Source organism: Rhizobium sp. WW_1 (assembly GCF_003610155.1).
GTDB classification, from domain to species: Bacteria; Pseudomonadota; Alphaproteobacteria; order Rhizobiales; family Rhizobiaceae; genus Rhizobium; species Rhizobium tropici_A.
Window position 1 is genome coordinate 20,565 of sequence record NZ_RAIN01000007.1, and the last position, 13,221, is coordinate 33,785.

Consider the following 13,221-nt stretch of genomic DNA (forward strand, 5'->3'; position numbering starts at 1 on the left):
AGATCCGACAGCAAACAGCCTCGATCAACTTGAGAAGTCGAAATTCCGCTTTAAGGATGTCTGACCTTAAAGCAAATCCTGCAGGAACGGGATCAGCGGCTCATCGGCCGGCGGCATCGGATAGTCGCGCAGGACCTGCGGCCGCACCCATTTGATCGCCTGCCCTTCCCGGCCATGCGGGATTCCTTCATAACGCCGGCAGATATAGAGCGGCATCAGCAGATGGAAGGTTTCGTAGGTGTGGCTGGCGAAAGTTAGCGGCGCCAGACAGGCAATTTTCGTCTGAATGCCGAGTTCTTCCTGAAGTTCGCGCACCAGCGTCTCCTCCGGCGTCTCGCCGGCCTCCACCTTGCCGCCGGGAAATTCCCAGAGACCGGCGAGCGATTTCCCCTCGGGACGCTGCGCCAGCAGAATACGACCATCCGTATCGATCAGGGCACAGGCGGCGACGAGTACGATCTTGCGGCCAGTGTCGCTCATGCAGCCCCCGATGGTTGCCAATAACAATAACGATAGGCCTCGCGGAAACCGAAACGAGCATAGAGCGTCAGAGCCGGCGCGTTGTCGGCACTCACCTGAAGCCAGGCGGTCTTGGCGCTACGCATCCGGGCCCAGCGCAAGGCGGAAGTCAGGATTTCAGCACCCAAGCCCTTGCGCCGATGCTGCGGCGAGACGGCGACCGACATGATGCCGGCAAGATCGTTGTCCTGCACGCAAAGCGTCGTTGCCAGGGGACCGGCTTCCATGTCCTCGATGACGAAGAGACCCGATGGCGGCTTGATGCCGCTCACCACCTCGGCCAGCGCCGGCTTCAGCGCCGGATCAGCCTCGTCGACGACGAGGCTGGCGTCGACAAACCGGCCGACATCGTGGCTCGGCAGATGATCCAGCATATCGGGCAATTCGAGATCGACGAGATCGGCAGTCATGACGATGGTTTCGTCGAAGCACCTCCAGCCGCGCTCTCGCAGCAGATCGATAAGCTTCGGCGAGGCGAGCGGCGTCTCGCGCACCACCATCGGCCTGCCATAGGCCTCGAACTTACGCTGCGCCTTCGTCAGCCGTATCTCGAGATCGCGATGATCGGAAGGATCAAGTGGCACGACGGAATTCAGCCGCTTCGACGGATGGCCCGCCGTCAGCCGGATCTGCCAGCTGCCATCATACTGCACGGACGACGCAGGCCATGCCCGAAAGCCAACGGCCTCGAGCCTGCGCACCAGGGGCAGCTTGTTTATCGTGGACTGCGCATGCATCAGTTGGATATCAGCTCCGGTAGTCGCCATTGATGGCAACATATTCCTTGGTGAGGTCGCAGGTCCAGACCGTTGCACGACCATTGCCGAGGCCGAGATCGACCTTCACGGGAATATCCTGCTGCTTCATGACATTCGAGGCGGCTTCCTCCGAATAGGAAGCGTCGCGCTCGCCGTTGACGGCAACGCGGACATCGCCGAACCAGATGGCGAGCTTGTCGCGATCCGCCATCTCGCCGGCCTTTCCGACAGCCATGACGACACGACCCCAATTGGCGTCTTCGCCGGCAGCGGCGGTCTTGACCAGCGGCGAATTGGCGATCGACAACGCGATGCGCTTGGCGGCGGCATCGCTTTCGGCGCCGGTCACGGTGATTTCGAGCATCTTAGTCGCGCCTTCGCCGTCGCGAACGACTTGAATGGCGAGATCCTTCAACAGCTCGTTGAGTGCTGCGCGGAAGCCGGCCAGCTTCGGATCGTCGGCGCGGTCGATATGCGCCTGCCCATCAGCCGCGGCGGCGCCCGTGGCAAACAGCATCAGCGTGTCCGAGGTCGAGGTATCGCTGTCGACGGTCATGGAATTGAAGCTCGGGCCGACGCCGTCGGACAGAAGCGACTGCAGCGCTGCAGATGAGATATCGGCATCCGTGACGACGAAGGAAAGCATCGTCGCCATGTCGGGCGCGATCATGCCGGCACCCTTGGCGATACCGTTGATGGTCACCTTGACGCCACCGATCTCGGCGGTACGGGTCGCGACCTTCGGATAGGTATCCGTAGTCATGATGGCCTTGGCGGCCTCGAACCAGAAATCGCTGACCGCATCCTTGGCCATCGTGTCGAGCACGCCGGCAAACTTGGTGGCGTCGAGCGGCTCGCCGATGACACCGGTGGAGGCGAGATAAACCTCGTTTTCACCGCAACCGACAGCGGCAGCGGCGGACTTGGCGGTGAGTTCCGTCGCCTGCCGGCCCTTCAGACCGGTGAAGGCATTGGCATTACCGGAATTGACGACGACGGCGCGGGCGCTGCCATGCGCCAGATTCTGCCGGCAGAAATCCACGGGAGCCGAGGGGCACTTCGAACGGGTGAACACGCCGGCCACAGCTGCGGGCTTGTCGAAAACCATCAACAGGACGTCGGTGCGGTTCTTGTACTTGATGCCGGCGGACGCCGTGGTCATGCGCACGCCGCGAAGGGCGGGCATGGCAGTAAAGGTTTTGGGAGCGAGCGGAGAAACGGAACCGGACATGAGACCCACCTAGACGCGCATGGTGCCGAAAAGTGTAGGCGGTTTTCGGATCACATCATGCTCTGCTTCTAATTCTGGAGCGGATTCAGATTTTAGGTCGTGTCGACCTAAAATCATCCGGCTCCAGTAAAGGGCCCGGAAAACCCGGGCCCTGATTTGCTTGACTGCTTTCAATTACTGCTGCGGCTGCGCGTCGGGCGCTGTCGCACCATCGGCAGGAGCAACGGCGTCATCGGCCGGTGCCGCGTCCTGCTGCTTCTGTGCATCGTCATAGGCCTTGCTGAGCGCCGGATCGTTGATGACGACCTTGGTGTCCGTCTTGGCCTTGTTCAGGAGTTCAAGATACTTGTCGCGCATGACGAGCTGACGAACCTGATCCTTGACCTGGTCGAACGGCGGAGGAGGTGCGTTGCGCTTGTCTTCGACCTTGATGACGTGCCAGCCGAAATCGGTCTTGACCGGGGTCTTCGTGTAGGTTCCCACAGGAAGAGCGAAAGCTGCGTCTTCGAATTCCTTGACCATACGGCCATGGCCGAAATAGCCGAGATCGCCGCCGTCAGCCTTGTTCGGGTCGGTGGACTTTTCCTTGGCGAGTTCGGCGAAATCCTTGCCGGCGTCGAGTTCCTTGATGATCGCCTTGGCTTCATCCTCGGTCTTTACGAGGATGTGGCGAGCATGAACTTCTTCCTGCTTCGGCAGTGCTGCGACTTCCTTGTCGTAGCGAGCCTTGACTTCATCATCCTTGATGGAGTCGGCGACGTGAGCCTTGAAGTAGGCATTGTGCAGCTCGCGGTCACGCAGATAGGCCATGTGGGCCTGGAAGTCCGGCGTCTGGTCGAGCTTCTCGGCAGCAGCCTTCTGCGACAGCAGCTTAACGTCGATCGAAGCGGAAAGCGCTGCGACCTTCTTCTGGTCGTCCGGAAGCTGGCCGAGTTGCGGATCGAGATTGGCAATTGCCAGATCGAGTTCGGACTGATGGATTTCGACATCGCCGACCTTGGCGACTACGGGGTCCTTGGCATCGGCCGCGAAGACCGGAGCCTGGAAGGTAACGATTGTTGCGAAAGCAACCGCAGCAGCAAGTTTGTTGTACTTCAACATAAAATAACCCTTCGGTGGTCTCGACCGGCTCGAAGACGTGAATCCGGCGTGAAAAAGCCTTCAGCAGGAGAATGTGGCCTTTCTGTATCGGCCAAATCCCGTTGACATCAATCGACCCCCCTCTTATCTGTCACGCAACCTCGCGTCCAGAACAGTTTCCGGCCGTTTTGTGCTATACTCCCGTTTTTTTGGGATTGGATAAAGCAGGAAACGGCAGGATGAAATCTCAGAAAGGACCAGTCACATGGTCAGCCTAGGTGGAATTGCCCGCAAGTTGTTCGGCTCGTCCAACGACCGCCGGGTCAAATCGTTCCAGCCGCAAGTAGCCGCAATCAATGCGCTCGAGCAGCAGATGCGCGCGCTGTCCGATGAAGCTCTGGCCGCCAAGACGGTTGAGTTCCGCCAGCAGCTCGCGGATGGCAAGACGCTCGACGATCTCCTTGTACCGGCCTTCGCCGTCGCCCGCGAAGCCTCGCGGCGCGTTCTCGGCATGCGACCTTTTGACGTGCAGCTCATCGGCGGCATGATCCTTCATTCCAACGCCATCGCCGAAATGAAGACCGGTGAAGGTAAGACCCTCGTCGCGACGTTGCCGGTCTACCTCAACGCGCTCGCCGGCAAGGGCGTGCATGTCGTCACCGTCAACGATTACCTGGCGCAGCGCGACAGCGGCACCATGGGCCGCCTGTACAGCTTCCTCGGTTTGACGACGGGCGTCATCGTCCACGGCCTGTCGGATGAGCAGCGGCATGACGCTTATGCCTGCGACATCACCTACGCCACCAACAACGAGCTCGGCTTCGACTATCTGCGCGACAATATGAAGTACGAGCGCGCCCAGATGGTTCAGCGCGGCCATAGCTTCGCGATCGTCGACGAAGTGGACTCGATCCTGGTCGACGAAGCCCGCACGCCGCTGATCATCTCCGGTCCGCTCGACGACCGCTCCGATCTCTACATCACCATCGACGCCTTCATTCCCCGACTGGCGAAGGAAGACTACGAAATCGATGAAAAGCAGCGCTCGGCCAACTTCTCCGAAGAAGGCACCGAGAAGCTGGAAAACATGCTGAACGAAGCCGGATTGTTGAAGGGTGAATCGCTCTACGACGTCGAAAACGTCGCGATTGTTCATCACATCAACAACGCGCTGAAGGCCCACAAGCTCTTCCAGCGCGACAAGGACTATATCGTCCGCAACGACGAAGTCGTCATCATCGACGAATTCACCGGCCGCATGATGCCGGGCCGCCGCTATTCGGATGGTCAGCACCAGGCGCTGGAAGCCAAGGAACGGGTACAGATCCAGCCGGAAAACCAGACGCTGGCGCAGATCACCTTCCAGAACTATTTCCGCATGTACGAGAAGCTGGCCGGCATGACCGGTACGGCTTCGACGGAAGCGGAGGAATTCGGCAACATCTACGGCCTCGACGTGATCGAGGTGCCGACCAACCTGCCGATCCAGCGTGTCGACGAGGACGACGAGGTCTATCGTACGCATGCCGAGAAGTATAACGCCATCATCAGCGAGATCCTCGACGCGCACAAGCGCGGCCAGCCTGTGCTGGTCGGCACGACGTCGATCGAGAAGTCGGAACTTCTCGCCGATCTCATGCGCAAGCGGGGCTTCACCAATTTCCAGGTTCTGAACGCCCGTTACCATGAACAGGAAGCCTATATCGTCGCTCAGGCCGGCGTGCCCGGCGCGGTAACGATCGCCACCAACATGGCCGGCCGCGGCACCGACATCCAGCTCGGCGGCAATCTGGAAATGCGGGTCGAGCGTGACCTGCACGAAATGGAGCCCGGTCCGGAGCGCGACGCGGCCATTGCCCGCATCGCCGAGGAGATCAAGGAACTCAAGCAGCAATCGATCGCGGCCGGCGGTCTCTACGTCATCGCCTCCGAGCGCCATGAAAGCCGCCGTATCGATAACCAGCTGCGTGGCCGTTCCGGCCGCCAGGGCGACCCGGGCCGCTCTAAATTCTACCTGTCGCTCCAGGACGACCTGATGCGCATCTTCGGCTCCGACCGCATGGACGGCATGCTGCAGAAGCTGGGTCTCAAGGAGGGCGAAGCCATCGTCCATCCCTGGATCAACAAGGCAGTCGAGCGCGCCCAGAAGAAGGTCGAGGCTCGCAACTTCGACATCCGCAAGAACGTTCTGAAATATGACGACGTGCTGAACGATCAGCGCAAGGTCATTTTCGACCAGCGCGTCGAGCTGATGGAATCGAAGGACCTTTCCGAATTCGTCGGCGACATGCGCCACGACGTCATCGAAGACCTCGTCGCCAGACATATTCCCGAGCGGGCCTATGCCGAGCAATGGGATGCCGATGGCCTGAAGACCGGTGTCGCCAACTTCTTCGATCTCGACATGCCCGTGCATGACTGGGTCAAGGAAGAAGGCATCGCTGAAGACGACATCCGCGCCCGCCTGATGGAAGCGGCCGAAAAGGCCGCAGCCGAGAAGGCCGAGCGCTTCGGCCCCGAGATCATGACCTATGTCGAGCGCTCTATCGTCCTGCAGACGCTGGACAATCTTTGGCGCGAGCACATCGTCAACCTCGACCACCTGCGCTCGGTTATCGGCTTCCGCGGCTACGCGCAGCGCGATCCGCTGCAGGAATACAAGGCCGAGGCTTTCGAGCTGTTCCAGTCGCTGCTGAACAATCTTCGCCAGGCCGTGACAGCCCAGCTTTCGCGTGTCGAACTCGTGCAGCAGCCGGCCGAGCCGGAAACGCCGCCGATGCAGGCTCGCCATATCGACGCAACAACGGGCGAAGACGAATTTGCGCCGCTCGCGATCGCGAACGAAAGCTTCGTATCGCCCGAGAATCGCGACCCGCGCAACCCGGCTACCTGGGGCCGCATCGGCCGCAATGAGGCCTGCCCCTGCGGCTCCGGCAAGAAGTACAAGCACTGCCACGGCGCCTTCGAAAGCAGCGAAGTCGTCTAAGCCTAGCAACCGATCGCACTGAACAGAATGCCGCCCTCGGGCGGCATTTTTTATGGAAAATCCTGGAATGGTGCCTGCCGCGGGCAAACATGCAAACTCCGGACACGCTCAAACGGCGGTATGCGGATCTTCGCTGTAGAGATGGATCGGATGGCCCGGCCCGATGATATCGAGCGCCCGATCGAACCAGGCGGTGAGCGCCGGGTAATCGGCAAGCGCAAAGCCGCAATCCGCCGCTCTGTGGGCATAGGCGTAAACGGCTATATCCGCGATCGAAAACTCCCCGCCGACCAGAAACGGCATGTCCTTCAGCCCACGCTCCATCGCGGCAAGCGCTCGAAGTCCGGCCGTGCGCTTGGCTTCGGTCATGGCGGCATTGAGCTCAAGCCGCCCCGTCAGCGTCCAGAAGCGCAGCGTGCCGATAACCGGCTCGACATGATACTGCTCGAAGAAGAGCCATTGCATGACCTTGGCGTGCAGATAGCGATCTCCCGGAAGGAACCGCGTGCCTTCAGCGATATAGGTGAGGATCGCGTTGGATTCAGCGATCGTTCGCCCATCCTCAAGCTCGAGCACGGGGATGCCGCCTGCCGGATTGAGCTCGAGGAAGGCATCCGTGCGCCCCTCGCCTTCGAAGATCGACACCAGGCGGGTCTGGTAGGGAATATCAAGCAACCCGAACAGAACCCGGGCCTTCCAGCCGTTCTGCGACGGCAAATAGTCGTAAAGCGTGAGCATGGAACCCTCCTCCGGCAGTTCACCTAATCTGCATCGTGGCTGCAGGCCCCGCCACCCGTTTCCTGCGCCGATTTCGTCCCTGGAGCAGCCATCGACTTATCGCACCCAACGGTTGCTTATACCCAAGTCGATAGACAACCTGCCGCATCTCAAATGTGACTTTTATGTATTGAAAGAACCGATTCTTAACTCTCCTCTGCCAAGACTATCGTGAGTTTGGGATCATACTTAAAAGTATTGCGTATCGATCATGGCGGTCTTTCAAACAGCGGAAAGAATGTTGCCGTCCGCATTGCGGGCCGCTCTATCGCCGTATCTGCGCAAGGTCGCCACCCTTCTTACCGGTCAGGATGAAAAAGCCGCCTCGCAGCGCATGGCACTTACGGCCTTCACGATCCGTGTCGCAGGCGCTGCTCTCGCCTTTCTCTCGCAGATCATCCTCGCCCGCCTGATGGGCCGGTTCGAATACGGCGTCTTCGTCTTCGTCTGGGTGCTGATGATCCTGTTCGGCAATCTCGCCTGCCTTGGCTTCCCGACCGCCATCATCCGCTTTCTGCCGCAGTACGACGCCAGCGGCAATCATGATGCCATTCGCGGCTTGAACGCCACCGCGCGCCTGTTCGTGGTTGCCGTCTCGGGCACGCTGGCGCTGATCGGGGCGCTGCTGCTTTTCGCATTGCGCGGCATGGTCGAGCACTATTATGTCGTGCCGATTTTCCTCGGCCTGATTGCCGTGCCGATGATCGCCCTTGGCGACGTTCTCGACGGGACGGCTCGTGCCAAGCACTGGCCGATCATGGCCTTGAGCCCGACCTTCCTCATCCGCCCGACGTTGATACTGCTCTTCATGGTGGCTGCGATCTTCGCTGGCGCGCCACGTGATGCCGTCACCGCCATGGCCGCGGCGCTCGCCGGCGCCTTCACCAGTGTCCTGCTGCAATATCTCGCGGTGACGCTCCGCCTGCGCCGCCATTATCCAAGCGGCCCGAAGGCCATGGAATTCAGCGCCTGGACGGCTGTCGCCCTGCCGATCTTCCTGGTGGAAGGCGTCGGTTACCTGCTCACCAACTCGGACGTCATCGTCGTCGGCCTTTTCCTTGATCCCGATGAGGTCGCCGTCTATTTCGCCGCCGCCAAGACGATGGCCTTGGTGCTCTTCGTTTCCTTCGCCGTGAGGGCAGCGATCGGGCCGCGCTTTGCCGCCATCCTCGCCGAAGGCGATCGCAGTAAGCTCGCGGCCTTTGCAACCGAAGCAACGCGCTGGTCCTTCTTTCCGGCGCTTGCCGTCGGCCTCCTGGTGCTGGCGGCCGGGCAACTCCTGCTCTCGCTCTTCGGCGCCGCCTTCACTGAAGGCCAGATCGTAATGGCGATCCTGCTTGCCGGCATTCTCGCAAGAGCGCTGGTCGGCCCCGCCGAAGTGCTCCTGACCATGGCCGACAAACAGATGCTCTGCGTTTATCTCTATGCTGCGGCCCTCGTCGCCAATGTCGGCCTGAACATCGTCCTCATTCCGCATCTCGGCATCGAAGGGGCAGCCATTGCCGGCGCGACCGCCATGATGATCGAGGCTCTGCTCCTGCACATCGCCGTCCGCCGCTCGCTCGGCATTACCCTATTCGCCCTTATGCGCCGCCCGACGGCGCCATCGGTAACGAGGGCTCTCTGATCATGGCACGTCCCCCCTACACCGAAACCACCGACAGCCAGGTGAACGCCCTGACCCATACGCTCGCGGCGCTGCACTTCGAAACGCCCAAAGCCGAAGCAAGGGTCGAGGTCGGTCGCGCCGGCCGCGAATTCTGCCTCTATCCCGGCAAGCTCGGCTACGAGCTGCAGGACGAGCTGGACTTCTTGTCCAATCGCGCCATGGAGCCGAACGTCTTCTTCTCCGGCCGCTTCCTGGCGCCCGCCATGCCTCGCCTCGAAGATCGGCAGGTGCGTCTGGCGCTGATGCGCGACATCAGCAGCACGCGCAGCCGTATCCGCCTGTTGATGCCCTTCACCGTCGACAAGCCGGGCTTCGCAATTGGTCCCTCGATCATCCGCGTCTGGTCGAATTCCTTCGGCCCGCTCGGTACGCCCCTGCTCGACGCCGAGGATGCCGGCGAAACGCTCGACAACCTCTTCGACGCCCTTTCTCGGCCGGAGCTGCGCCTGCCGACGACGCTCGTGCTGCCGGACGTGCGCCTCAACGGACGCTTCGTTCAGATGGCCAAGGTCATCGCCATCGGCCGGAACCTGCCGATCGCCGTCGCCAACCCGTTCCAGCGTCCGATGCTTCAGAGCAATGATGATGCGCTCGCCTATCTGAAGCGGACGATCTCCAACAGCCATTTGCGCGAAATGCGCCGGCAATGGCGCCTGCTGGAAAGCCAGGGCGAAGTCACCTACAGCGTCGCGCGTCAGCCTCGCGACATTCATATGCGCATGGAAGAATTCCTGGCGCTTGAAGCAAGCGGCTGGAAGGGCAAGAAGCGCTCGGCGACCGTCACCATGCCGCCTTCGCCCGCGAGGCGATTTCCAACCTTGCGGCCATCGACGCCGTGCGCATCCATTCCATCGATATCAACGGCAAGGCCATCGCCTCGATGATCGTGCTGATCATGGGCGGCGAAGCCTATACGTGGAAGACCGCCTATGACGAGGCCTATGCCCGCTATTCGCCGGGCAAGCTGCTGATGGGCGAATTGACGGAGTGGCATCTCGACGACGCCAACGTCGTCCGCTCCGATTCATGCGCGGTGCCGGATCATCCGATCATGAGCCGCTTCTGGCATGAGCGCGAGGATATGGGCACGCTCATCATCGGCCTGACGCCGAACGGCGACCGCGACGTGCGTCAGGTGACCACGCAGCTGCACATGTATCGCAGCACCCGCAACATGGCGAAGCTGCTGCGTGAAAAGATCCTGTCGCTCACGAAGCGCTAAAGCAAATCCAGCAGAGGTGCGCAGCGGTTCTGCGTCCGGAATTGCGTGAAAACAAAGAGATAGAGCATTTTCGTGACTTCGTTTAGGATGGAAATGCTCTATCTTCGGCGATGGCCCGCTCGCGCAGCAGGCGGCGGATCACCTTGCCCGAGGTGGTCAGCGGCAGGGCGTCGACGAATTCGATCTCGCGCGGGTATTCGTGCATGGAAAGCCGGGTCTTCACCCATTCGCGGATTTCCGCCGCAAGCGCCTCGCTCGGCTCACGGCCGGGCACGAGCACGACATAGGCCTTGACGATTTCCGTCCGCACCGAATCCGGTTTCCCCACTGCTGCGGCCAACTGCACGGCGGGATGGCCGCCAAGGCAATCCTCGATTTCGCTTGGGCCGATGCGATAGCCGGACGAGGTGATGACATCGTCGTCGCGGCCGACGAAGGAAATATAGCCATCGGCATCCTGCCGGCCGATATCCCCGGTCAGCAGCCAGTCATTGGCGAATTTGGCTTCCGTCGCCTTCTCGTTTTGCCAGTAGCCGAGAAACATCACCGGATCGGGCCGCTTGATCGCGATCTGCCCGCTCTCCCCGATCGGAACTTCGACGCCCTCGGCATCGACGATGGCGACACGATGGCCGGGTGCTGCCTTGCCGGTCGCCCCGCCATGGCTGACGCCGAAGGCCTCGCTGGAGGAAAGAACGAAATTGCACTCCGTCTGGCCGAAGAACTCGTTGACGCTGACGCCGAGCGCCGAGCGCGCCCATTCGAAGGTTTCGCGGCCGAGCGCCTCGCCGGCCGAACCGATGGTGCGCAGCTTGAGATCGTATTGGGCGCGCGGATTGTCCACGGCCTTCAGCAATCGCAGCGCCGTCGGCGGGATGAAGGCATTGCGCACCCCCATCTCGGCCATAATGCGGAAAGCCATGTGCGGATCGAATTTCTGCGCGGGAGAAGAGACGACGGGAACGCCAAGCATCAGGCTCGGTAGAAGCGCATTCAACAGGCCGCCGGCCCAGGCCCAGTCCGATGGCGTCCAGAGCCGGTCGCCGGCCTTCGGAAAGCCCTCATGGGCGAACTGCATGCCCGGAATATGCCCCGGCAGGACGCGATGACCATGCAGCGCCCCCTTCGGCGGCCCGGTCGTGCCCGACGTGAAGATCATCAGGGCCGGATCGTCCGGACCGGTATCGGCTACTTCGAACAGTGACGGGTATCTCGCTATGAGATCGGCAAAGCCGGCAACCCCGTCTTCCGCGCCATCGATGCTGATCACCTGCGCCAGCTCGGGCAACTGGTCCCGGATCGGATGCAGGCGCTCCAGGCCGAAGCGATTCGTCACGATTGCCGATGCACCTGAAGCCTTCAGCCGATATTCCAAAGCCTCGGCACCGAAAAGCAATGCCAGCGGCAGGGCGATCGCCCCCATCTTGTAGATCGCCACATGCGCCACGACGGTTTCAAAACTTTGTGGCAGGAGCAGCGCCACGCGATCTCCAGCCCGCACCCCAAGCGCAACGAGCGCATTGGCGAAGGAGGCGGAACGATCCCGCAACTCGCCATAGGTCATGAAAAAGTGATTGCCGTCAGGATTGAAATGCTGGAGGCAGATCCGATCCGGCTCGCGCTCGGCCCAGGCATCGCAGACAGCATGTCCCATGTTGAATTTCGCCGGAATCTCCCAGCGAAAGTCGCGATAGAGGGCTTCATAAGTATCATGCGGGGGCAATTTCATGCAGAATTCCAAAAATGGTGCGGTGCAGCTAACACCTGTCGCCCTTGAGGTTCAAGGAAACATTTGAAATTGCCGTCTTCCCCCGCGCGCAAATTGCCTTATTTATTGAAGAATACTTCGAAGCTCTACCCGAATTGATGCGTCGACCGGCTGCAACCTTGCTCGCCGATCTGCTTTTCGCGACGCACCCATCTCACTGCTCTTCCGGCGGCGGGCCTCCTTGTGCCGAATAATCGAATGGACGGAGAATCTCGATGGAATACGTAAAGCTCGGCAGGACCGGTCTTGAAGTCTCACGCATCTGCCTGGGCTGCATGACCTATGGTGATCCCAACAGGGGCACGCACGCCTGGTCTGTCAACGAAGAGGGCGCCCGCCCGCTGCTGCGGCAGGCGATCGAGGCCGGCATCAATTTCCTCGATACCGCCAACACCTATTCCAACGGCTCATCGGAGGAAATCGTCGGCCGCGCCATCAAGGATTTCGCCCGCCGCGACGATATCGTGCTCGCCACCAAGGTCTTCAACCGCATGCGCCCCGGCCCGAACGGCGCCGGCCTCTCGCGCAAGGCGATCTTCGACGAGATCGACAACAGCCTGCGCCGCCTCGGCACCGACTATGTCGATCTCTACCAGATCCATCGCTGGGACTATACGACGCCGATCGAGGAGACGCTGGAAGCGCTGCATGATGTCGTCAAGGCCGGCAAGGCCCGCTATATCGGCGCCTCTTCCATGTACGCCTGGCAATTCGCCAAGGCGATCTACACCTCCCGCCTCAATGTCTGGACCGAATTCGTCAGCATGCAGGATCACCTGAACCTGCTCTACCGCGAAGAAGAGCGCGAGATGCTGCCTTTCTGCGAGGATCAGAAGATCGCCGTCATCCCGTGGAGCCCGCTCGCCCGCGGTCGCCTGACCCGCGACTGGGACGAGACCACGGCCCGTTCGCAGTCCGACGAATTCGGCAAGACCCTCTATACCCAAGCGCTTGAGGCCGACCGCAAGATCGTCGATGCCGTCGGCGCCATCGCCAAGAAGCGCGGCATTGCGCGTGCGCAGGTGGCGACCGCCTGGATTCTGCAGAAGAGCGCCGTCACCGCGCCGATCGTCGGCGCCTCCAAGCCCGGCCACATCGCCGACGCCGTCGCATCGCTGGAGGTCAAGCTGACACCAGAGGAAATCACGGCGCTGGAGAGCCCCTATGTCCCGCATGGGATTGCCGGGTTCAAGTGACCGAGGATTTTCGGG

9 protein-coding genes and 1 pseudogene are annotated in these 13,221 nt (G+C 61.2%); 4 read left to right on the forward strand and 6 right to left on the reverse strand.

Annotated features, from left to right (window positions below):
* Positions 1 to 66: 66 nt before the first annotated feature.
* The 4 genes from mutT to BJ928_RS20690 form a co-directional block, all read right to left on the reverse strand.
* On the reverse strand, positions 67 to 480 hold the full coding sequence (mutT, locus tag BJ928_RS20675; protein WP_047630944.1) for an 8-oxo-dGTP diphosphatase MutT: 414 nt from the start codon (positions 478 to 480) through the stop codon (positions 67 to 69).
* Entirely contained in the window at positions 477 to 1,286 is an 810-nt protein-coding gene (locus BJ928_RS20680; RefSeq protein WP_047630942.1) for a GNAT family N-acetyltransferase, read from the reverse strand. Before BJ928_RS20680 ends, mutT begins: the two co-directional genes overlap by 4 nt.
* Complete coding sequence (gene argJ / locus BJ928_RS20685; RefSeq protein WP_047631134.1) at positions 1,267 to 2,508, reverse strand: bifunctional glutamate N-acetyltransferase/amino-acid acetyltransferase ArgJ; 1,242 nt, start codon at positions 2,506 to 2,508, stop codon at positions 1,267 to 1,269. The genes BJ928_RS20680 and argJ overlap by 20 nt, the downstream gene beginning before the upstream one ends.
* Positions 2,509 to 2,682: 174 nt before the next feature.
* Positions 2,683 to 3,609 (reverse strand): peptidylprolyl isomerase, encoded by a 927-nt coding sequence (locus BJ928_RS20690; RefSeq protein WP_047630940.1) that lies wholly within the window; start codon positions 3,607 to 3,609, stop codon positions 2,683 to 2,685.
* A 244-nt stretch (positions 3,610 to 3,853) separates the two neighbouring features.
* On the opposite strand from BJ928_RS20690, the gene secA reads away from it, so the two are divergent.
* The gene (secA, locus tag BJ928_RS20695; RefSeq protein ID WP_047630939.1) at positions 3,854 to 6,574 is read left to right on the forward strand and encodes a preprotein translocase subunit SecA; all 2,721 of its coding nucleotides are present in this window, start codon (positions 3,854 to 3,856) and stop codon (positions 6,572 to 6,574) included.
* Positions 6,575 to 6,682: 108 nt separating this feature from the next.
* Here the strand turns inward: secA and BJ928_RS20700 are convergent, their stop codons facing one another.
* Positions 6,683 to 7,312, reverse strand: a complete 630-nt coding sequence (locus tag BJ928_RS20700; RefSeq protein ID WP_047630937.1) for a glutathione S-transferase family protein — start codon at positions 7,310 to 7,312, stop codon at positions 6,683 to 6,685.
* Between the two features lie 250 nt (positions 7,313 to 7,562).
* Here BJ928_RS20700 and BJ928_RS20705 point away from each other — a divergent pair, with 250 nt between their 5' ends.
* Positions 7,563 to 8,978, forward strand: coding sequence for a polysaccharide biosynthesis C-terminal domain-containing protein (locus BJ928_RS20705; RefSeq protein WP_047630936.1), 1,416 nt, complete (start codon positions 7,563 to 7,565; stop codon positions 8,976 to 8,978).
* Positions 8,979 to 8,980: 2 nt separating this feature from the next.
* A pseudogene (locus BJ928_RS20710) lies at positions 8,981 to 10,242 on the forward strand (GNAT family N-acetyltransferase).
* An 82-nt stretch (positions 10,243 to 10,324) separates the two neighbouring features.
* On the opposite strand, the gene BJ928_RS20715 reads toward BJ928_RS20710, so the two are convergent.
* Positions 10,325 to 11,971 (reverse strand): AMP-binding protein, encoded by a 1,647-nt coding sequence (locus BJ928_RS20715; protein ID WP_047630934.1) that lies wholly within the window; start codon positions 11,969 to 11,971, stop codon positions 10,325 to 10,327.
* Positions 11,972 to 12,225: 254 nt separating this feature from the next.
* Between BJ928_RS20715 and BJ928_RS20720 the strand changes: the two genes are divergently transcribed.
* Positions 12,226 to 13,206, forward strand: a complete 981-nt coding sequence (locus BJ928_RS20720) for an aldo/keto reductase (protein ID WP_047630932.1) — start codon at positions 12,226 to 12,228, stop codon at positions 13,204 to 13,206.
* The last annotated feature ends 15 nt before the right edge of the window (positions 13,207 to 13,221 follow it).